Origin of the sequence: Stieleria sp. JC731, from assembly GCF_020966635.1 — a bacterium.
In the GTDB taxonomy this organism is placed as follows: Bacteria; Planctomycetota; Planctomycetia; order Pirellulales; family Pirellulaceae; genus Stieleria.
Window position 1 is genome coordinate 1,141,852 of record NZ_JAJKFQ010000001.1, and the last position, 22,712, is coordinate 1,164,563.

General features: G+C 53.9%; 15 protein-coding genes. 10 read left to right on the forward strand and 5 right to left on the reverse strand.

The genetic code is table 11. The features are described from left to right. Positions 1–188: 188 nt before the first annotated feature. The gene (locus LOC67_RS03725) at positions 189–1,646 is read left to right on the forward strand and encodes an aldehyde dehydrogenase family protein (RefSeq protein WP_230261169.1); all 1,458 of its coding nucleotides are present in this window, start codon (positions 189–191) and stop codon (positions 1,644–1,646) included. A gap of 19 nt (positions 1,647–1,665) precedes the next feature. Continuing rightward, a complete protein-coding gene (locus LOC67_RS03730) occupies positions 1,666–3,924 on the forward strand; it encodes a ribonuclease R family protein (protein WP_230261170.1) in 2,259 nt (752 codons plus the stop codon). Between the two features lie 34 nt (positions 3,925–3,958). Here LOC67_RS03730 and holA read toward each other — a convergent pair whose 3' ends face one another. Both holA and LOC67_RS03740 read right to left on the reverse strand, forming a co-directional pair. Next, positions 3,959–4,996, reverse strand: coding sequence for a DNA polymerase III subunit delta (holA, locus tag LOC67_RS03735; RefSeq protein ID WP_230261171.1), 1,038 nt, complete (start codon positions 4,994–4,996; stop codon positions 3,959–3,961). Between the two features lie 175 nt (positions 4,997–5,171). Further along, a complete protein-coding gene (locus LOC67_RS03740) occupies positions 5,172–6,614 on the reverse strand; it encodes a sulfatase-like hydrolase/transferase (RefSeq protein ID WP_230261172.1) in 1,443 nt (480 codons plus the stop codon). Between the two features lie 441 nt (positions 6,615–7,055). Between LOC67_RS03740 and LOC67_RS03745 the strand changes: the two genes are divergently transcribed. Beyond that, entirely contained in the window at positions 7,056–8,183 is a 1,128-nt protein-coding gene (locus LOC67_RS03745; RefSeq protein ID WP_230261173.1) for a DUF5658 family protein, read from the forward strand. Between the two features lie 187 nt (positions 8,184–8,370). Here the strand turns inward: LOC67_RS03745 and LOC67_RS03750 are convergent, their stop codons facing one another. Then, positions 8,371–10,866, reverse strand: coding sequence for a hypothetical protein (locus LOC67_RS03750; RefSeq protein ID WP_230261174.1), 2,496 nt, complete (start codon positions 10,864–10,866; stop codon positions 8,371–8,373). On the opposite strand from LOC67_RS03750, the gene mnmG reads away from it, so the two are divergent. From mnmG to LOC67_RS27505, 3 genes are all read left to right on the forward strand, one after another. Next, positions 10,865–12,718 carry a tRNA uridine-5-carboxymethylaminomethyl(34) synthesis enzyme MnmG gene (gene mnmG / locus LOC67_RS03755; RefSeq protein WP_230261175.1) on the forward strand — a complete coding sequence of 618 codons (1,854 nt, stop codon included), beginning with the start codon at positions 10,865–10,867 and terminating at the stop codon, positions 12,716–12,718. The genes LOC67_RS03750 and mnmG overlap by 2 nt on opposite strands. A 511-nt stretch (positions 12,719–13,229) precedes the next feature. Further along, positions 13,230–13,814 carry a response regulator gene (locus LOC67_RS03760; protein ID WP_230261176.1) on the forward strand — a complete coding sequence of 195 codons (585 nt, stop codon included), beginning with the start codon at positions 13,230–13,232 and terminating at the stop codon, positions 13,812–13,814. Between the two features lie 29 nt (positions 13,815–13,843). After that, positions 13,844–15,232 carry a sensor histidine kinase gene (locus LOC67_RS27505; RefSeq protein WP_230261177.1) on the forward strand — a complete coding sequence of 463 codons (1,389 nt, stop codon included), beginning with the start codon at positions 13,844–13,846 and terminating at the stop codon, positions 15,230–15,232. Between the two features lie 6 nt (positions 15,233–15,238). On the opposite strand, the gene LOC67_RS03770 is transcribed toward LOC67_RS27505, so the two are convergent. After that, on the reverse strand, positions 15,239–16,153 hold the full coding sequence (locus LOC67_RS03770; protein WP_230261178.1) for a hypothetical protein: 915 nt from the start codon (positions 16,151–16,153) through the stop codon (positions 15,239–15,241). Between the two features lie 481 nt (positions 16,154–16,634). On the opposite strand from LOC67_RS03770, the gene gatA reads away from it, so the two are divergent. Then, positions 16,635–18,092 (forward strand): Asp-tRNA(Asn)/Glu-tRNA(Gln) amidotransferase subunit GatA, encoded by a 1,458-nt coding sequence (gatA, locus tag LOC67_RS03775; RefSeq protein ID WP_230261179.1) that lies wholly within the window; start codon positions 16,635–16,637, stop codon positions 18,090–18,092. 3 nt (positions 18,093–18,095) lie between these two features. Next, positions 18,096–19,568: an Asp-tRNA(Asn)/Glu-tRNA(Gln) amidotransferase subunit GatB gene (gatB, locus tag LOC67_RS03780; protein ID WP_230261180.1), complete on the forward strand. Its 1,473-nt coding sequence runs from the start codon at positions 18,096–18,098 to the stop codon at positions 19,566–19,568. A 325-nt stretch (positions 19,569–19,893) separates the two neighbouring features. Here gatB and LOC67_RS03785 read toward each other — a convergent pair whose 3' ends face one another. Further along, positions 19,894–20,754 carry an Rpn family recombination-promoting nuclease/putative transposase gene (locus tag LOC67_RS03785; protein ID WP_230261181.1) on the reverse strand — a complete coding sequence of 287 codons (861 nt, stop codon included), beginning with the start codon at positions 20,752–20,754 and terminating at the stop codon, positions 19,894–19,896. Between the two features lie 528 nt (positions 20,755–21,282). Between LOC67_RS03785 and LOC67_RS03790 the strand changes: the two genes are divergently transcribed. After that, positions 21,283–21,822 carry a hypothetical protein gene (locus tag LOC67_RS03790; RefSeq protein ID WP_230261182.1) on the forward strand — a complete coding sequence of 180 codons (540 nt, stop codon included), beginning with the start codon at positions 21,283–21,285 and terminating at the stop codon, positions 21,820–21,822. 26 nt (positions 21,823–21,848) lie between these two features. Further along, entirely contained in the window at positions 21,849–22,712 is an 864-nt protein-coding gene (locus LOC67_RS03795; protein ID WP_230261183.1) for a hypothetical protein, read from the forward strand.

Sequence of the window (22,712 nt, forward strand, 5' to 3'; positions counted from 1 at the left end):
TGGGGTAATTAAGGTTGACTTGAAGGGGCCATAGAATTTGGGTAGCTGCGTCCGGGGCAGGGGGACGGCTCACCAATTCAGACCGCATCTAGCAAAAAAACTGTTCAGAGCGGAGAATTGAAGACAGCCAGTGACCTTTGCGTTGGTCATGGAGCCAGTCACGAATCTCATTGCGACATGCAAAACTCTTGAGCGAAAGTCAAGCAAGCGTTCCGTTGGTCAAGCATTGGATCGGGGGAGAGTATCAATCATCTTCCGTTTCTGAACACTTCGTCAGCTTCGATCCGGAAACCGATCAGCAACTCTGTAAGGTTTGCTGCGGAACGGTTGCCGAGGTCGATGCCGCAGTTCAAGCAGCGGCAACCGCACAGGAACGATCGTCTGGTTTAGGACCGAGCCAGCGTGAGGCTATTTTGCTTCGCGCAGCTGACTTGCTGCTTCGAGACCAGGATCAATTCATCGATTTGCTTATCCGCGAGATCGGTTCGCCGATTTCAAAAGCCAAAATGGAGATCGGGATTGCCGCGCGAGTCCTGCGGGCGAACGCATCGATGGCTCGACGGATGACCGGACGGACTTACCAAAGCGACATTGCCGGCCGGATGAGTTTGGCGATACGAGAGCCTTTGGGAGTCGTCGCTGGGATCACTCCGTTCAACGTTCCGCTGATCAAGGCAATCAAGCACAGCAGTTTGCCGCTAGCGACTGGAAATGGTTTTGTTTTGCTGCCATCACCACAGTCGCCGATGGTGGCTGACCGAGTGGCGAAGCTCTACGCCGACGCGGGCCTACCGCCGGGACTGATGAACGTTGTCTTTGGGATTGGTGGTCAGATCGGTCCGGCTTTGGTTCGCCATCCGCTAGTCCAGGCAGTTAGCTTCACAGGGTCAGCCAAGGTTGGCCAACAAGTCCAAGCCGATTGCGGGCAATTTAGAAAGCGTGTGACGTTGGAGCTGGGCGGAAAGAACCCCATCCTGATTCTCTCTGATGCGGACCTGCAGAAGGCGATTCCGGCAGCGGTGCGTGGCGGCTTTATCTACCAAGGCCAGATCTGCATGGCATCCAGTCGTGTGATCATCGAACGCGGACTGATGGATGCATTTGTCGAAAAGTTTGTTGCCGCGGTGCAAAAACTTCCGCAGGGAGATTTGCATGATCCCGCCACCGTCATTGGTCCGGTGATCAGCAAAGCCGCACGGCAGAGGATCGATGATCATATCGCCGATGCGTATCGGAACGGAGCAAGCGTCCTTTGCGGGAATCAGTGGACTGGAAATCGACTGAACCCAACGGTGCTGTCGGGTGTCAAAGAAACGATGCGACTCTATCGCGAAGAAACTTTTGGGCCGGTCGTCACGATCGAAGCTGCTGATGATGAAGGTCATGCGTTGCAGCTAGCCCACGCCGGATCGGCGATGCTCTCGGCGGCAATCTTTACCCAAAACATTGATCGAGCATTCTGGCTAGCTCGGTCGCTGCGTTGCGGCATGGTGCATGTCAACGACATGACCATTCAACAAGAACCTGACGTCCCCTTTGGCGGGGACGGTGACGCCGGTTTCGGACGAGAAGGAATGGAAACCGGAATCGAAGACTACACGAAATGGAAATGGATCACAGTGAACGGTCCATCTCCGTCTATCTAATACGAATACAAATACAGTTATGGAAATCTCTCAAGAGCTTGCCGATCGCGTGATGCGACTGGTGGTTGCACCGGAATATCGGCCAAGCAAGCCAAAACAAATTGCGGCCGCTTTGGAATTGCCGCCGGACGGCTACCGTGAACTCCGTCGAACGATCAAGCAGTTGGTTCTCGAAGGTCGATTGATCTACGGTTCGAACCATTTGGTGATTAGCACGGGAGCCATCGGTGGTCCGCAAGATCGCATTCGCGGTGTGTTCCGAATGGCCGCTGGCGGCGCGTTCGGGTTCGTCCGTCCCGGCGACTCCGGTGACGGCGCGATGACCGATGACCTATTCATCCCACCCGGCAAAACCGGCGGAGCCTTAGAAGGCGACATCGTCGAAGTTAAAGTTAGGCCGGGCCGAAGGGGCGAAAACGAAGGCTCGGTTCACCGCATCATCGAACGTTCGCGACGTCAATTCACCGGCACCTATGTGTCGGTCAACAAAGCTCCCGCAGTCTATCTCGACGGTACACCCTACGACGAACCTGTCTATCTTGGCGACGTCGAAGGTCTACCGTTGGAAGTCAACGACAAGGTCTACGTTGAAGTCGTCCGATTCCCCGGTGAAAAAGGGCAGGGCGGTGAAGCGGTGTTGTTGGAACGTTTGGGAAGCAATAAAAACCCGAACATCGATACGCTGACCATCATGCGTCAGTACGCGTTGCCAGATTCGTTTCCCGATGAGGTGATCGAAGAGGCTCGGAAGCGTTCGGACGAATTCAACGAAGATGCGTTACCAGAAGATCGAGTGGACTTCAGCGATCAGCTGACAATCACGATCGATCCTTACGACGCCAGGGACTTTGACGACGCAATTTCATTATCGAAGAACGAAAAGGGGCATTGGCGACTGCTTGTTCATATCGCGGACGTTGGCTACTTCGTTCATCCCGGTGGCAAAATCGATGAAGAAGCAAGGCGACGGGCAACTAGCGTCTATCTGCCTAATCGTGTGATTCCAATGATTCCGGAGATCATCAGCAATCACCTTGCCAGTTTGCAACCCGAACGTAAGCGGTTGGCTAAGACGGTCGAAATTGAGATGACCGACGAAGGCGTCGTCGTTCACTCCGAAGTCCACAACAGCATCATCCGCAGTGACAAGCGTTTGCACTATGCACTTGTGGATCAGTTTTTGGATGACCCCGATCGATATCGCGAGTCATGGGGAAGCGACGTCTGTGACATGCTGACGGCGATGCATTCCTTGGCGATGACCATTCGGCAGCGTCGATTGAAAGGCGGCGCGATCACGATGGACATGCCTGAGGTCAAACTTGAATTCGATCGCAACGGCAAAGTCAAAGGCGCCTATCGGACCGTCAATACTGAAAGCCATCAAGTCATCGAAGAGTTCATGTTGGCCGCCAACCAGGCCGTCGCAACTTGGTTGGACGATTTGGGGCTTAAGTTCTTGCATCGTATCCATCCGCCGCCGGATCGCCGAAAACTGCGCCAGCTTTCGATGTTCATCAAAGAACTGGGCATTGGAGTCGACTCGGTCGAAAGCCGGTTCGAAATTCAGAATGTGATCGATCGCGTCGCGAAGACACCGCTAGAAGACGCGGTGAACTTTTCGGTCTTACGCAGCATGAACAAAGCAGTCTACGGTCCTCAGACTGAAGGACACTATGCGTTGGACATGGATCATTACTGCCACTTCACAAGTCCCATTCGGCGCTACCCTGACTTAACGGTACACCGGTTGATCGATCGGTTGCGACGTGGCGAGTCGACTCCAGATGATTCGATGGGAACGCTGGTCAGTCTTGGTCACCACTGCAGCGATCAAGAACGCAACGCCGCACAGGCCGAACGCGAATTGACCGAACTAAAATTGTTGCACTTCATGAAACGCAACATCGGTCAATCGATGCCCGCGGTGATCACGCGAGTGTTTGCCGACGGTTTTCTGGCCCGATGCACCAAGCTGCCGATCGACGGTTACGTTGGCGTTGATCAATTGCCGCAGGACCAATATCGGTTCGAACGACGCGGACAAATGTTGATCGGCTTTAAAGCCCATCACCGTTATCGGCTCGGCGATCAATTGACGGTCCGTATTGCTAAGGTCGACTTGATCGGCCGGCAGCTGTTTCTGCATCCCGAGAAGAACCATTCGGTCGGTTCGGGAAAGCCAACCGATCGGCGGAGCGGATCGCCCAAGGCCAATCGTCCTAAGCCCGGAAAGCGTGGCAAGGGGAAGAAAGCGAAACGTGGCAAACGCCGCTAATGCGGTTTGTATGGCTTCGTGCTTGGGGCACCGATTATTGGGCCAGTCGCAATACGAAGCTTTCCAGCATGAAACGGTCCAAGCCGTCCGAACTGTGCGTGCCTTTGAGTCGAAGGTCCGCGTCGAGCAGCCACTCAAGCAGTTTGGCGGCCCGTTCACGCTTCATGCGTTTCATATCCGAAGTCGCACGCCCAATTTCGAAGGGGCGTAGTCCGCCTTTGACAAGCGAGTCTTCGAGGTGTGGTTTTTTGCCTGCACGTTCGGCAGCCAAGTGAATGGCGGTTGCCAAGCCAAGCTTACGCAGCGAGTAGGCAATCTGCGGCAGCAACGCGACCGGTGGCTGTCCGCCAGAGATTAACTTGTCCAATTGCAGTAACGCTTCGGCTGCATTGCCAGAAGAGATCGCATCGGTGATTTGCCAAATCGTTTTGCCTTGCCAGCCCGCGACAACATCACGGACCAAGTCTTCGCCAATCGTTTCGCCAGGTTGCAAGTAGCAGGCGAGCTTTGCGATTTCGGTATCGAGAAAACCGACATCATCACCAAGCATCTCGACAAGTGCGTCGGCAGCTTCGCCAGTGATTTTGGTTTGGTGACGACTGGCGACAAACTCGGTCAAAAACTTGCGCCGTGACACAGCGGTGGCTCCGGTCTTCTTTCCGGTTTCGCCACTGCAACAAATCAAGATGTGAGACTTGTCCAGTGCTTTGTAGACCTTGGTGTTGCTGGCCAAGGACTGCAGCTGCAAAATCAATCGGGCGACCGTTCCTGGTTTCGCCAAGTAGTCTTCGACTTCAGAACGGTTGGCGGACAAGAACGCGTCCGCATCGCGAATGACGATCGCACGTTTTTCGCCCATGTCAAACAGGGACCCCGTCGATAGTTCATCGTTGACGTCTGACCAGCGTGCCGTGGTGCCGTCAAATTCGGTGACGTCCGAATCTCCGACGAGCAGCGAAGTCGCCCAGCCGATTAGCGTTCGATCAGCGCCGAAAAGTCCTGCAACAGAAAATTCAGGCGGGTCGCCCTTCGCTGTTTTGGTAAGGAATTCGAAGGCGTGACTTTTGGGCATCGCTAGGCGGGCGTTGAATTGGAACCGGGGGCAGTAACGAAGTGACGTTTGGCCGCTGCGGCACAGGGGATATGGCGAAATCGTGCAGAGGTTTCGAACCCAAGACAGCATAGGCTTTTGATCAGCGATCAGACAGCCCTTGCGCTATCGGCGAATTTACGAGAACCCGAATCAGCTATTTTCTGTTGCTACGTCGCTTTAGCCATCCCGCATACTCCCAGCGGTCTTTCCATTGATCGAGATACGCTTGGTAGTCGTCGCGTTCGGTCCAGTACATCGGTTGGGGGTGTGAAGTATCAACCTCGCCTTCGGGGTAGTCCTTGCCGGCTTCACTCGCGTCGGTAGCTTCGAGCCAAGTTTTTAACCGCTGCGTCATCGATTTCAGACGATCTGGATTTGCTTGTCCAACGTCGTGCTTTTCGATTTTGTCGGATGCCAAGTTGTAAAGCTCATACGGGCCGCGTTCCAACTGTCGCGTTGTCAATTTCCACGCGTTGTCGACCATGGCTGCTGATTTCTTGTAGCGGAAGAAAATCGGCGACTGGCGAGCTCCATCAGGCTGCGTTCCGTCGAACAATGGACGCAGGCTGATTCCATCGGCGGGGCGCTCAGGGATGGGATGTTTTGTTTCTGCCAACTCCAAAATGGTTGGCATCATATCCATCACGCTTGCAGGAAAACTGGTGCGGCGCGGCTTGATTGTCTCGGGCCATTCGATGATGCCAGGAACTCGTAAACCGCCTTCGTCGATCTGACCTTTGTTGCCGCGAAGCCCTCCTGTCGTTGGCGGTTCGATTCGCGGTAATCCACCATTGTCACTGCAGTACCAAAGGACGGTTTCCTTTTCGATGTTCAGATCGCGTAGACCTTTGCGAATGGCTCCGACACTGCGATCGAGCGCAACCAATTCACCGTAATGGTGCATGGACGCTTCGTCCAAATGTTTAAACGGAGCCATGTCCTGTTCGGACGCTTTGAATGGCGAGTGTGGGGTCCCGTACCAGATGACGACAAAGAATGGCGAATCCCTTTTTGCCAATTCGGTGATGTGTCGCATCGATTGTTCGACAATGACGTCGGACGAATCGCCTTTGTAGTCTTCGATGTTTCCGTTGCGACTCAGCAGCGGATCTCGATCGTAGAAGTTGGTGACCGAGAGCCAGTACTGAAAACCAAACCTTCCAGGGTTGAATGGGTCGTGCGAAAAGATCGGGGCACCTGGTCCACGTAGCCCGTTCAAATGCCACTTGCCGAAATGGGCTGTTTGGTATCCAGCATCCGACAGGACCTGTGGCAACGCAACTTCTTGATGACGAAGCGCATAACCGTGTTCTGGGACGCCGACGCGATAGCAGGAGCGTCCCGTAAGCACCGCCGCACGGGTCGGCGAGCAGACGGGAGCACCGGCGTAGAAGCGATCAAATCTCAGCCCGTTTTCGGACATCGCGTCTAGGTGCGGCGTTTTCAAGATTGGGTGCCCGTTGTAGCCCGTTTCGCCCCATCCCTGGTCGTCCGCCATGACCAAGACAATGTTAGGACGATTGGCGAAAAGTGGGTCAACCAAAATCGTCAAGCAGCAGATCAGCGACAGGACGGCAGGTAGGACAACCGAATGCATCGTTCGAGACTCCGGAGAAAGATATTTCGTTTGCTGCTGATGAGCGAAACGCCGGTGGGTCAAGTGGCAAACCCGGGGTAGGGAACGCTGTCCGCCGGGTGGTCACCGGAAGGGCGTATTCTACCCCGATGCTTAGTCGCGGGTGCGTCAAAGGTCTAGGAGTGCTGGAAAACAATCTGTTGGGATAATCGCTGAGAAAGAATTTTCTTCGGTGATGCTTCGAAACCCGTCGGATTTGTAAGAGTTAAACGCAATGTCACTGTAATGCTATGTTCCAACTGAAAAGTTGGGTTGGAGCCTTATGAGCCGCACTGCGTTAGCGGCGGTTTTCGCAAAGGCAATCGGGCTAACGCCCAAACGACAAATCTGAAAATCAAGCTGGAACATAGCACTCGTTTGTTGGCTCAACTACTTTTCTTAGGAACCCCTGACGTGGTTTGCATGCAACTCTTCAAGTCAATCTTGTGCGGCCTTTGGGTCGGATGTGGTGTAGTCGCTTTAGCGATCCCATCACCGCAGGCTTCGGCCGGCGAGTTGGAAGTGATCCGAATTCGAACTGGGTACTTGATCGTCGAAGGACAGTATTTGCAGCCGCCCTATAAGATCGAATGCACCAACGACAAGTTGACCATCAACGGCGTTGAATTCGACGAGAAGTATTTTGACGCTCCTGAACAAGGTTCCGAAGTCCGCGCGACTCCGGTCGGGTTTGAACCTGAATTCGATCGCTCGCGAGGAGATCGCTTTGGGCGACGTGGCTTCGATAGGCCTTCCGAGTTCCGTGGCGAAGGATTCCGTGGCTGGGGAAGTGGTGATGGTTTCCGTGGCTGGGGAGGCAGTGAATTGCGATCGATCGCAAACGATATCGAACAAGCTTCGATGGGTGGGATTGTCATCGTTTATCCCGAAGTCAGACCGATCGTGCTCTACCCACAAGGCGATGGCTATCACTTGCTGCGTGTCTTGACCGATCAAATGGACAATGCTGTCAAGCCACCGGCGCACCTCAATAAGCAAGAGGCACTGGCTTGGCGACGTGTGGTATCAGAGTTCCAGCCTAGCGGTGATTTTCTGGCTCGTGCAGTTGATGAATTGAAGCGAGTCGACGAAGCCGGTCGTGCGGGTGATGAAACATCTGCAGCTGTTTTTCTCAGCAATCGTCTCGCATATCCGCTTTCCATTTTGGCGATGATCGGTGTGGTCCTCGGCTTCGGACATCTGCTTTCCAACCGTCCCACCGCCGATTCAGAAAACCACGACGTCCAGAAAAGCCACAAAATTATCGTCCAGTCGCTGATCATCATCGCGGTCTTTTCCGTGGTCGACTTGATTTGGACGTTGACGGCATCCAATGCGGGGGCGATGAAAGAACTGAACCCACTCGGAAGCCAGTTCATTCACGACGCACGATTGTTGACCCTGTTCAAGCTGACCGTCACCGGGATCTCAATCGGAATCCTTTACAGCTTGCGAAGCAAACCGATTGCCCACGTCGCCTCATGGTGGTGCTGCTTGCTGATGACCCTGCTAACCGCACGCTGGGTGATGTTCCAATCAATGTTTCTGTAATGCGGATCTTGTTCGACAGTAACCGGTGCGTGACAGGTTGCTAGTTATCAAGAATTAGATCCGTCTCCAATGCAACCGGCTGACACTTGACGTGACAATTGTGTCAGCCGGGCGCGTTGGTGATCCATTCTGAGATCAGAAGATCTGGGGAATTCTGACCGCAAGGCCTTCGGTGTTGCCGCTGTCGCTATCGCGAACGGAAACCCAAGATGCGAGCCCGGGGTGCCAATCCGCTGGTCAAGATCGGCTGCTCTAAAAGATAGCTGCCTGTGTTGCCCGCTTTGTCGGTCGCATCAATTCGCAAATAGATCTGCCCAGGAAGCTGCGGGTCTGCAGGCCAAACGTAGGTCCCGTGGTTTTGCAGTCCCGCGGCAATCGTTGTCCATGGACCTGCCAGCGAATCCGAGAATGCCAGGGCGATCGGCCGTGTTGTAAGGTTGTCATCACCGCACTGGTATTCGATCACAAGCGAACCGATTCGATCGCCTTCGCCATAGCGTGCCGAAGTGATGCGAACTTCTGGGGGCGATTGATCGACGATGACTGCAATATCCGGTTTGTCACCTGGCAACGGGCGTGGACTTGCCAAGCCATTGTTGCCCAGCACTACGATTCGATAGGCAAAGATCCCTTCGCCTAATGTCTCGATGTCGAACGGGCTGGTGCGATCTTCGTCTGCGCCCCATCGCTTCCAAGTCGTCCCGCCATCCAGGCTGCCGTACAGTTCAACAGCTTCGACTCCGGTTGATCCGACCGCTTCGAGCTCATATTCCAAGCTGAAACGGTTGGTGTTGGAAAACCGATACGGAATGGTGTGAGAAAGCTGAGCCAGATCGAATTCACGCTGAAGCTGTCGTCCTTTGATCTCCGCTCGCTCAACACGGTGCTGGCGTTCTTCGGCAACCGTACCAGACGGTGATGGCGCGGGAATGGCTTCCGCCGAGTGATCGAGTTCGGCCGCAGGCGTTGCGACTGATTCCGGCGAAGCGATCGGGCTGAGAGCTTTGTGCAGCGTTTGTGATGACGCGTCGCTCGGGGCAGCCTTCGTGGTGGCTGCCGCTTCGGACGGTTGCCCGGCAGGCCTGGGCCCTTCACTATGCAGCGATGGATTAGGAGCGGTTAGATTCATCGACGGGCCTGACTCGCCACCGTCCGCGGTCGATGATGTTTCATCGGGTGTCGGTGGAGGCAAAATTTCGATCCCGTCAGACGTGACACGTGCTGCTAATCCACTGGCAGGAAGCTGTGCCACTTGGTTCGCTTCCTGCGATTGCACCTGTGGAGTGGCACCAGCGATCGGAGCCATTCTGGATTGTGGTGTATCCAGTTGCCGTGAACCCGCAGGACCCGCGCCGCGCAAACCCAATCGATTCAGGCTGAATGATTCTGCGGTAGACCATCGTTGGCTTGGTGACTGGCTTGGTGACTGGCTGGGCGATTGCCCGGGAGCATACGGAGATGTTGGAGCTAGCCCCGAACCGCTGGCATAGGGTTGGTTTGCAGTTTGGCCGTTGAAATATTGCTCGCTTAATGACTCTGACTGAGTCTGAACCGAGGGCGGGCCAATTCTCAATTGCGGTGGGTCGCTCGGTCCGGCAGCCGTGTGGATTGGTGGACGCCCCACACCGGCGAGACTTTTGGTTGGCAGGTTCGCAAGTCTCGGACGCCGGAATGTTCTCGATTCCACCGACGCGTTGCCCAATGAATCAAGGGCCGTGACGTGGAGAACGATCTGTTTCCAGTCGTCGTTCGGGTCGATTCGAAACTCGCCTTGTTCGTTGATCGTGTCGTTGGCAACGGTGACCCACTGACGGTCGACATCGGTCGCGTAGAGAACACGCAGGGTTCCGAGTTGACCGGGTTCGTTGAGCGATAGTTGAGCGCGTAGTCCGCCTTCCAAATCGGCTTCACCACTAAGCTGAATCGCCGGTCCGGTGGTGTCGATCAAGATTTTCCGTTCGGCCGATAGTGCAGCCGGTGTCGGAGCATCCGCAGTGGTAGTTTCGTGCGCGAACCAGTGCTCGCCATCCTCGGTCGCTTCAAAGTGCAGTTTTTCTACTGGCAGAGGGGCCTCTGTCGCGATTTGCCAACTTTGCCCCTTGTCGGTCGAAACATAAAGTTTCACGCTGCTGTCGGATGTCTGTCCATTGACGTGAAATGGGATGTCAAATGTGCGAGAGGCGATGACAATAACGTCGTCAGAGGTGGTTGGATCCGCCGCTAGGCTGGACGCCGTTTGGCAGGCGACTATGCCGCCCAAAACAGCCAAGGCCCCCAGACAACGCCTGACCGTCGGAACCGAAATCCGGTGACTCGATTGGGGAATCGCTCGGTCAATGAAGCTGCAGAATCTAAAACGCAGCTGCTGAAGCGATTGCATGATCGGGCGAGTTCCGGTGGCGCTTGAATCGGCCAATTCAGCGGAATCAGCCGGTGCGAAATACAAACCGGCTAGGGAATGCCGCTTGCGATTTGTCGATGGATCTGGGCCAATGACAGTCATCAAAATCGTCAAAGTCGAGTGAAATCGGTACACACTGCTTTTGTGGTCGGCAGCCAGGGCCGATGATCTTGATTGCGAAACAGTGGAAATCAGGAAGCGATGGTCGGGCAGGCCTTGGTTAGCCCCCCCTAGAAGTAAGGCCAACGGAAGTGAGATCAACAACTGGAAACGTTCAGTCATGATTGAATATGAATACGATGTCGTCGTGATCGGGGCCGGCCATGCCGGAACGGAAGCCGCTGCTGCGGCGGCTCGATTGGGGGCGAAGACGGCGCTGCTGACCACCAATCTGGATACCGTTGGGCAGATGTCGTGCAATCCGGCGATCGGCGGAGTCGCCAAGGGGCAGATCGTTCGTGAAGTCGATGCCCTTGGTGGATTGATGGGGCATGCGATCGACGCAACCGGAATTCAGTTTCGGCTTCTCAATCGACGCAAGGGGCCAGCCATGCACAGCCCACGTTCCCAAGCGGACAAGCGGGCCTATCAGCAGTACATCAAGCACGCGATTGAGCTTCAAGAAAACCTTGATCTGCGACAAGAAACGGTTGAAGACCTACTGACCGAAACCAGTGGTGATGGCGAACGTCTTGTTGGTGTCCAAGTACGTGGCGACGCGATTTACCGCGCCCCAGCCGTCGTGCTAACCACAGGAACGTTTTTGTCAGCCATCATGCACACAGGTGATGCCAAAACGGCCGGCGGTCGCGCCGGTGAAGGCACCACGACTGGGATCAGTGGCGCACTACGTCGATTGGGATTCGAGATCGATCGCTTCAAGACCGGAACACCGGCGCGATTGAATCGACGGACGATCGATTACGCTAATTTGGAAGAGCAGCCCGGCGATGACGATCCGCAGCCTTTTTCGTTCCTGAACGATTCATTGGATGTCCAGCAGGTTCCCTGCCATATCGCAATGACCAATCAAGCGGTACACGATCTGATTCGCGCCAACTTGCATCGTGCCCCGATGTATAGCGGGCAAATCAATTCACGCGGGCCACGCTATTGCCCGTCGATCGAAGACAAAGTGGTGCGATTCGCAGACAAAGATTCACACCAGTTGTTCTTAGAACCCGAAGGCCATCACACCGAAGAGATCTACGTCAACGGGATTTCGACCAGTTTGCCGCGCGACGTTCAGGACGCGATGTTCCGGCAGATTCAAGGTTTGGAAAAAGCCCAGATCATGCGTTACGGCTACGCTGTCGAATACGACTATTGTCCGCCAACGCAGTTGTGGCCGCACTTGGAATCGAAGCTGGTGCCAGGGTTGTTTTTGGCCGGTCAGATCAACGGAACAACCGGCTATGAAGAAGCAGCAGGGCAGGGCCTGATTGCTGGTCTGAACGCGGCACGACTGGTTGCCGGAAAATCAACATGGGTGCCAACCCGCGATCAAGCCTACATCGGTGTCTTGGTTGATGACTTGGTTACCAGTGGAACGGACGAACCTTACCGAATGTTTACCAGTCGTGCAGAGTTCCGTTTATTGCTTCGCCAAGACAACGCAGATCGGCGTCTGACTGCCGATGCTGACAAGTTAGGTCTGATTAGCGAAAATCGACGTCAGCGATTTGCGCAGAAACTCGATGATATCGATCGCGCTTTGCAATTGCTTTCGGCGGCAAAGGTCAGCACCGCTAAAGGTGATGTCAAAGGCGACGTCTATCTACGTCGGCCCGAAGTCGATTGGGAAACGATGTGTGGCATCGTTGGTGAGCTTTCAACGATCGGTCCTCAAGCAGCACAGCAAGTCGTCTATGACATCAAGTACGAAGGCTACGTCAGTCGGCAACGAGATGAGGTTGCCCGACAGCAGCGGATGCTGAAGAAAAAGATTCCGATCTCATTCGACTACGCCACCATCACGGCCATGCGTACCGAAGCACGGGAAAAGCTAAGTTCGATTCGTCCGGTTACTCTTGATCAAGCACAGCGAATAAGCGGAATCACGCCAGCCGACATCGCGCTCTTGTTGGCTTATTTGGAAGCGCCTTCGAAAGAAGCAAAATCAAAGTCGCTTTGATAGCAATCGATTGGTTGAATCAAAGGCAACGTGCTCGGTAAAGCGAATCGATTTCCAGTTTCGCGAGCGAAGCGAAGCGTTCGGCGGAATTTTACTTCGCCGTTTTGTGGCTTCGGTGACTGACCGTTGGCATGTGAAAACGCAAACTCGACATTAACAATCTTGCGTGAGCTATCGCCTTTGGCCAGCAACCCAGGCTCTCCTATCTTGACCTAGCCGGTTAGATTGGTAAGATTCGCTGGTCGGGCAAGATCGGCAAACTTGAGGGTTTTGGAGTTTGCTGTTATCTGCGTTTTTCGCACAGAATGCGGCGAAGTGCTCTTGTGTGGAAGCGTGGAGGTTTTGCTAAAAGAGGCGTGTCGTGTTGGTTTGGTGACTAACACAGTTGTGCAGACTTTTGAATAGCACGGAAAGACGCGCGTGATGGGCGAGCTTTGCGAAAGCCAAGTGGCCCACCGACTAACGCACAGGTTGGGAAACGGCTCGTCCTGCAGGGAGGATGGTTTCTGCGATGACCACAAAGACGGTCTTTACGACAGGCGAAGCGGCGAAAATTTGCAAAGTCAGTCAGCAAACGATCATTCGTTGCTTTGACAATGGCTCGCTAAAAGGCTTTCGCGTACCAGGCAGTAAGTTTAGGCGAATTCCGCGTGAGCAGCTTTATCTGTTCATGAAGGACAATGGGATTCCGACTGACGCGCTTGAAAGCGGCAAGAAGAAATTGTTGATCGTTGACGACGATCAAGATTTGGTCGAATTGATGAAAGAAGGATTCGAACGCGATGGTCGTTTCGATATCCGCACGGCCAATAACGGGTTTGACGCTGGTATGGGTGTCAAAGAGTTTCGTCCTGACCTTGTCGTCTTGGACGTGATGCTTCCCGATATCAACGGTAAAGAAGTTTGCCAGCGTGTCCGCAGCGATCCAGCTTTGGACATGGTCAAGATCTTGTGCATTTCTGGGATGGTGGAACACAACAAGGTCGATGCCTTGAAAGCCGCCGGTGCAAATGACTTCATGCAAAAGCCATTTGCGATCGACGACTTGGTGTTGCGATCCTGCGAACTGCTGGAAATTGAACGCAGCGTCAGCTAACCCGTTGCCCCAATACGATGGACGCGGTGGTGAGCGCCCAGACACCCACGGAAGAGCCGATGGTTCCGCAATCGACTCGGTCGCTCGGATGGTGGGGTGTATTGCCGCCGATCGTTAATCAAGTTGCCGAGCATTCAGACAACAGTCCGAATGCTCAGTCGCATGGCAATGATCAATTGCAGGCGACGCGAGCTTGGTTGCCTCTATCAGATACCGCGACCGTCGCAATCTCACTTGCGCTAACCAGCAAGTCGACCTCGCACGACACAAGTGCGTTGATTGGCCGACTGAAACTTGCGCTCGCCAAAGATCCACCGCTGCTGATTTTTGCATTGCTCTCAGCACCAACAGGGTTGTTGGTTTCGCTAACCGATCTTGCACATTGGTTTTTGAGTGCTGATTTTGCAAGCCGGTTTGCGGACGGTGAGTGGGCTCTTTCGGCACCAACGATCACCGACAACGATCAACAACGTTGGTCACGGCTGATGTCTCGATCGCGATCCAAAGATCCACAAACATGGGTCGAAGATGCGAATGAGTGGCTGCGCGTCAAAGCTTTAGGCCCAGATCAAGACTATCAGGATCAGATCCCACGATTGATTTGGGACGTTGATGAGCCAGCTAATCATCCGGCATTGCCGAGTGGCAGCCAATTGTTGCACGCATTGGCATTGGATTCACAAGAACGCCGCGCCGTTGATCATCGATTCGATCAAACAATTCAAGAACATAAGTTCTCGATGGCAAAGCAATTGGCGTATGGGCTGAGCCATGAAATTAACAATCCGTTGGCAAACATCTCCGCTCGTGCCCAAGCGTTGGCGAGCGATGAAGCGGATGATCGGCGACGTCATTCGCTAGAGCAAATCGTCCGGCAGGTGTTTCGGGCACACGAGATGATTTCCGGGTTGATGTTCTATGCCAATCCGACCGAACCGGTGTTGCAACCTTTTGATTTAGTTCACGTGGTTCGTGAAGCGAGCGCGGAATACGAAGCGATGGCAGAAGGGCAGGGGATTCGCTTGCTGAGCAAAGTCCCGGAGGAAGAGGTCACCGCGATTGGTGATCGATCGATGATCCTAGAAGCCATCCGAGTGCTGCTTCGCAATGCGTTTGAGGCTGTCGGACGAAGCGGAACGATTGTGGTTTCGTTGCGATCAGACGGGACTGATCAATACCAGTACGCGTCGCCAACAAATTGGGTGATCGATATCGCTGACAGTGGGCCCGGACTTTCAGCCGAGGCTTCCAAGCATGCTTTTGATCCCTATTTCAGTGGTCGAGAAGCTGGACGCGGACTGGGATTGGGACTTTGCCGGGCGTATCGAATTGCAGAACTCCACGGAGCTACAATTTCGTTAACAGGCGGTTTGGCAGGTTGTGTTGCAACGATCACGCTGCCAAACAATCCAGAGTAAATAACTTTAGCGACGAAGCGACTGTCGCCGCCGGCGCGAGCAGGTCAGCATCGCAATCGTGCACATTCCCAGGGCGATCGCAGAAGACGGTTCTGGTATGGCGCTAATCGCTAGTGGAGAGGTGCCCACCGAGATCGCGCCGAGTTGTTCCCAGGTCATCGATCCGTCGTAGTCTTTTGGAACGCCGTTTAGGTCTTGGTTAAACGAATTGTCTTGGGTTGCCGTGGCAAGCACGAAACCGAACGACGTGCCCTGGTTAACGCTGAGTGACGATTCAGTCTGCATCCAGTCAACAATCGACTGAAAGGGCAGCGAAAAACTGAGGAAGTAGTCCGTCTCATTGTCCGAGTCCACATCGGTTGCGGCAGTATCGACCGCGGCGTAGTGATAGTTCTGCGATGTCTCGGCAAAAGTCTGTAGTGGTCCGGTGATGCTGGTCGTGCTAGGCGAGATATTCAAATCGGAACCCGTGCCATAGATCGCTAGCTCATCTGCGGAGCCTTGGTTGTGCACACCAGCGTAGAGGTCCAATGCGCCGTCTTGGTTGCCATCGATGCCAACGAAAACGTTTCTCGAGAACCCGGTGGTGCTACCCGCGCCAAGCCGCACACGAAACAGCAGGCTTCCGTCGGTCCAGCTTCCTACCGTGCCTCCATCATCGAATTGATAGTAGAAGGATGGGTTGTTGATATTGCCGACCAAATCTGCGATCGACTTACTGTTTCCGGTTTGTTGGTCGTCGTAGTAGTCTGTCTGCCCGGCGCCCGAATAAACAATCGGTGTCCATTGTGGGGTCGGATCGGTCACCGTCGCGGCGGTCGCGTTGTAGCTCCAACCCGAAACGACGGCGCAGCAGACGCATAAGGGGCGCACTAGCGATCGTAGGTGAAGTGATCGAAAAACGTTGATTGGCTGAATCATGGCAGTGGTTCTGACAACAAATCTTTGGGGCAATGTTCCACGCGAGCGGTATCCGTCGAGCCGCCGTGGAAACAGAGGTGCACGCTTTGAGATAAGTTGTTGATACCAATGAATTGGGATGAGGGAGTTCCCTCATCCTGATTTTCGCGATCAATTCGGATCTGCCGTGAGAGTTCTTCCGGTCCTGTGGAGTTTGAAGATGTTGCGATTTCATTGGATGCTGGGAAAAGCTGAGGGGATTTGACGATTCTGAGGTCGTATTGGGGCGAACCAAAATCAGTCCCCGATGCTGGTTTTCCAGCGGCTGTATACAAGCTGTGCGACAGCATTCCAGCGAATGGTCGCTCGATGACAAAACCACGTGCTTTCACGGCATTTCTGAACGCAGACAATCTGCGTCGGACAGGTGGTAGTCAAAGTGGCTACCTTTGGCAGATAATCCCGGCTTGACTATTCGAACCGATTCCAGAGCTCAAGATTCATGCTCGATTCAGCATTTGAATTGCTTCGCCAACAGGCCGACGGCGAGGTTTCAGCGGTAGAGATCGCTGGGCAGGCGATTGACGCGATCGAAGCTTCACAGAAGCTGCACAACGCTTATACCCACATCGACCGCGAATTGACGTTGGCGGCTGCCAAGAAAATTGACCAGAAACGTGCCGCCGGTGAGCCACTAGGGGCGCTCGCCGGAGTCCCGGTCGCGGTCAAGGACGTCCTTTGCACCGCGGACATGCCAACCACATGTTCGTCGGAAATGTTGCGTGGATTCCGCCCCCCTTATGACGCGACGGTTGTCGAACGACTGCGTGCCGCAGACGCCGTGATTGTTGGCAAAACCAACATGGACGAGTTCGCGATGGGAGGCAGCACCGAAACGGGTGCGTTTGGCGTGACCACCAACCCATGGGATATCAAGCGGACTCCCGGCGGCAGTAGCGGAGGTGCCACGGCGGCAGTCGCAGCACAGACCGTTCCGCTCAGTTTGGGAACGGATACCGGCGGTTCGATTCGCCAACCGAGCGCGTTTTGTGGCGTCACGGGACTGAAACCGACCTATGGACGTGTCAGTCGGTATGGTTTGGTCGCTTTCGCGAGCAGCTTGGATCAGATCGGCCCGATCGCTTGGAGTGCCAAAGAATGCGCTCTGTTGATGAACACCATTGCCGGATTCGAAAAACGCGACTCGACGTCTTTGTACACAGAGGTTCCAGATTACGTCGCGGCAACCGAGTCCGATGATATGCGGGGAATGCGAGTCGGCGTGCTTCGTGAATCGATGGAAGCCGATGGCGTCGATCCGGCTGTCAAAGCTGCCGTCGCACATGCGATCGGAGTCTTTGCGGAACTGGGTGCCGAGATCGTTGATGTGGATTTGCCCCACCGCGAATACTGGGTGCCGACATACTATGTGATCGCACCAAGTGAAGCGAGTAGCAACCTGTCACGCTATGACGGGGCTCACTACGGACATCGCAGTTCGGCGAGCGACAACTTGGAAGCGATGTATTGTAAAAGTCGCGCCGAAGGTTTTGGCGAAGAAGTCAAACGCCGAATCATGATCGGTACATACGCGTTAAGCGAAGGTTACGCCGATCAATACTACAACCAAGCATTAAAGGTGCGTCGCTTGATTCGTGGCGACTACGACGCGGCGTTCTCGCAAGCGGATTTGTTGTTGGGGCCGGTGACTCCTACGCCCGCGTTCGAATTGGGAGCAAAGTTGGACGATCCGATTCAGATGTACCTCTGCGACTTATTTACCGTCGGTGCCAACTTGGCCGGTGTTCCGGCGATGTCGTTGCCCGCGGGATTCAACGACGACGGCTTGCCATTGGGAATACAGATCCAGGCACCGGCACTTGAAGAAGCTCGATTGTTGTTTGCCGGTTCGGCATTTCAGTCGGCAACGGACTATCACACCAAACGACCACGCGGATAAGCCATGGCTGAGCTACCGACAACCACGATCATCGGGCTGGAAGTCCACGTTCAACTGCGAACGAAAACCAAATTGTTTTGCGGCTGTAGTACCAAGTTTGGTGGTGCCCCCAATACGCAAGTCTGCCCGGTCTGTCTAGGACTGCCCGGTGCATTGCCGGTGATGAATGAGCATGCTATTGAGCTTGCGATTCGAGCCGGACTCGCGCTCGATTGTGACATCCCGCCGATGACAAAATGGGACCGAAAGCAATACTTCTATCCCGACCTTCCCAAGGGATATCAGATTAGCCAATTCGATTTGCCTATCTGTGTCGATGGTGTGTTGGAGATCGATGACCCCGCAGACCCCGAGCAGAAACGTAAAATCCACATCACGCGTGCCCACTTAGAAGAAGATGCCGGCAAGAGTATGCATGATGAAGCGGCGGGCAGTGCTGACAGTCGAATTGACTTGAACCGTTGCGGCACTCCGCTTCTGGAAATTGTCAGCGAGCCGGATTTGAGAACCGCCGAAGAATGCTTGGCCTATCTGACCAAGTTGAAAGAAACGATGGTCCATCTTGGCGTTTCCGATTGTGAAATGCAGGAAGGATCTTTGCGTGTCGATGCCAACGTCAATTTGGAAATTGATCGACACGGCGAAGTCATCCGGACGCCGATCGTCGAAATCAAAAACATGAATAGTTTTCGCAATGTCGCATCGGCGCTGCAGTACGAAGTCAAGCGACAGTATGGCGAATGGGAAGAGCATGGCTGGACAATCCAGACGAAGGGCAAACGTACTTTCGGTTGGAACGATGTCAAAGAAATCACCTATCCACAGCGTGAAAAGGAAGAATCGGCTGACTATCGATATTTCCCTTGTCCTGACCTTTTGCCCGTCCGGATCCCGCGAGAGCGTGTTGAAGAGATCCGTCAATCACTTGGCGAAACACCCGGCGAAGCCCGGACCCGTTTGCAAAAACAATACGGTATCAAAGAGTACGATGCTGACGTGATCGTTTCGCAAGGTCGGGCGATGGTGGAGTATTTTGATACCGTTGCAACAACCTGTGACGATGGGAAACGCGCAAGCAGTTGGATCCAACAAGATGTCTTGCGAACTTTGAAAGAGCAGAACACGGACATCGAATCCTTTGCCGTGGAGGCAAAGGATCTCGGTGAGCTGCTGCGAAAAGTGATTCAAGGCGAATTGACCAACGACCGTGCTCGCGACGTGTTCAAACACCTCGCCGAAAATGGTGGCAGCGTTGATAGCGCCATCGCGTCACTTGGGATCGAGGCTGTTGATGATTCCGAGATGGAGTCATTGGTGCAGAGTCTGCTAGATGCGAATCCAAAAGTTGTCGAAGACGTCAAGTCAGGCAATCAAAAGGCGATCGGTTCATTGATCGGTCAAGCGAAAAAGCAAAACCGCAATGCCAATCCACAGACGGTACGCGAAATCGCGCTACGTTTGATCAACCAGAGCTAGATCCGGTTCTTCGTCGGCCCACAGTACCCAGCAAGCTCAGGCATTCATCGTACCCAGCACGCTCCGCGTGATGACCACGCGATAATCAGCAGTATGCCAGCCGGCGTCACAGGGACTGTGACGGGTACTATTTCAGCCAACACTGCCCATCGTACCCAGCACGCTCCGCGTGCTGACTACGTGATTGTCAGCAGCATCCCAGTCGGCGTCACAGGGACTGTGACGGGTACTATTTCAGGCAACACAGCCCATAGTACCCAGCACGCTCCGCGTGCTGATTACGGTGGAAGTGTGGGGGATTTTCTCAAAACCGGTTTCTTGAGATTCAGCCACGATCGCGAAGTTGTTGTTTCAACATTGCTTCCATCGCAGATAGCTCTTCAGAGCTTTTGCTACACAATTGCTCCACAGGCAATTCTTCGTTTCCAACGAGCGACTGCAAAACGCGAACACGCCCAATTGCTTCGCCCTGTTCTCTAGCACCATCGAGCCGAGCTTGTTCGTCGCGTTGCATCTTCAAACGCGATTCATAGTAACGTCGTTCTTCAGGGTCTTTGGCGATCATTTCCAGAACTCCTATTGCTTCGACAAAAGCCGGGTCGGGAAGCTGGCGGTACAACTCTTCGGGAGTGGAACTTGCGGCAAATCGGAAGAAGTGCATCCACTGTTTGATCGGGGCCGGTGGCACTCTATTATCCGCATCCAAAACATATTTTGGCAACTCTAAAAGATGTATTTGAAGGCAATTGGTGAGACACTCACCTTCCTTAGATCGCAGCTGAAAATCCATGTGCAAGCTTGCTGTGTCCTTAAAGAGAATCGCATCGAGAATGCAAATCCCAATCGAAGGACGTAGATCGCGATAGCTATCGCCTTCACCGAGTTGCTCAATAAGTTGGCTGGCGGCGTAGTAAGTCAGCCGCTCGGGGAGACCTGCTGGCAGCGTTGTTTGGATCTCGATATCGAACAGTCGTCCATGATCGTCGGTCGCCAGAATGTCTAAAATTGACAGTTTGTCATCTTGGTAACGTTTACCCGAGATCGGATTGCAAATCTTTACATGAGTGATCGTTGGTTGGCCAGCAAGAACTGCGTTGAGAAAGTGGATCGTGATTGCAGGATGCTCTGGACTGCCAAGCAGCATTTTGCAGGCAAAGTCAACGCGTGGGTCGATTCCGATGACCATGATTGCGATCCGTTCTAAGTGAGAAGAGTTTTCCAGAGATGAGGTGTTCGTTCAATTTAGCGAGCGTGTGTGGTCTCGGCGACTATCCAAATTGCCCTCCACCATGGCTGTAAGCACCATTGCATAGCCATAGTACCCATCACGCTCCGCGTGCTGATTACGTGATTGTCAGCAGCATCCCAGCCGGCGTCACAGGGACTGTGACGGGTACTATTTCAGCCAACACTGCCATGGTACCCAGCACGCTCCGCGTGCTGATTACGTGATTATCAGCAGTATGCCAACCGGCGTCACAGGGACTGTGACGGGTACTATCTCAGCCAACACTGCCCATAGTACCCAGCACGCTCCGCGTGCTGACCACGACTTCTCAGAATCGAACCACGATCATGGAAGATCATTTTCGGATAGGGTCTAACTCGTAAGGTAAAGTTACCTAGCGGCAGATTGGCCTCGCTCGTCAAAGCAGCCGAGTGTCAAGTCGAGGTCGTGTTGTAGGGATTGTGACTGACTTTACGGGGAAGTCTGATGACCGAGGCAAACGCAAAACCGAAGCGTCCGGACTATTTGTTTATCGCGATACTGGGATTGGCGAGCGCCGTTTCAGTGTGGCTTCTGTTGATGCCGTTCTATCCGGCAATTGCTCGCACGACGATGCGGCGATTTCATCTGAACACAGACTCGTTTGCGCTGTGGGCGATCCAGGCTCCTGTGCCGGCGATGTACAACTTCGGCAATCAATATGAAATAAGTGACCTGCCGGAAGGTTTGATCACTCCGGTTTTAGATACCACTCGGCCGCGCTACATCAACCACTTCCCGACGCGACTGCTGACCTTTGCCAACGGTCGATATTCATTGCTTCATGAAGGTCGACACTGTTATTTGACCATCCGGTCATCTTACCGCGGCCAAACTTTGGAATCAAAAATCCTGGCGCAGCCACTTGGCGATGGGCGGTACGAATGGATTCGTCAATCGTCAGAATTCATTGACACCCAGTCAAAACAATCAGAAGCTGATAACGAAATTGGAAGTGAGTTGATCTTTCCCGAGGTGTTGCAGTAATGAACGCCCAGGTTTTAGAAGATCCAATGAATGAATCATCGATTGACGATCCCGTTGAGGATCAATCAGTAACCGCATCATCACAAGCCAGTGACATTATCTTGCCAGAACCGGGGAGCGGTCGTGTTTTCGCGGCGTACCTATTGGTTCAAGTCACGCTGTTTATGGGCTTGGTCTGGAAGTGGTCCTACTTCTATGCCTCAGATGAGGTTTACCATCGATTTCCACTTGCAGACGATTTCTTTCCCGCCTGGCTGCAATCGGCGGATGTTGTTCGCAATGCCTACTTAGGTGCGCTCGGCTGCATCATCGTTGGTGTGATTGGTTTGGCACCATGGCTGCGATCAATTGCCGCTGCCGCGACAACAGGGTGCTTGGGCGTCTTGTTGGTTCATCAAGCGAGCTACAACGACATGACATTCGCCACTAGCGCGTGGGTGTCATTGTGGGTGCTCTGGTTGACGACTCGAATGCCGGTCGACGAGCCTTTTTCGCTGATGCAGCGTGCTGCGTTTTTGTCCCGGGTGATCGGGTCAATGATATTGTTAGGTGGTGCCGTCGGAAAATGGACGCCGGAATATTGGTCGGGCGAAGTTTTCTATGACATCTATTTCATCGACCGAGATTTTTGGGTCTTCAACCTGCTTCGAGAGCGCTATGATGCCGAGACGCTGAAGGTCATGGCGGCGTGGTACAGTCGCAAGGTCATCGTTGTCGAAACCATCGCCGGATTCGGCATGTGGTTGCTGCCTCCAAAGGCTGCTGCCGCTGTTGGAGTCACCATCTATTTTTCGATCGCGTTCTTTTCCAACCACCTGTTGTTTTCCGTGCTGTGGTGCATGGTCGGAATTTCGGCAGCCGGTTTCTTTGTCACGAAGAAACAAAGCTAG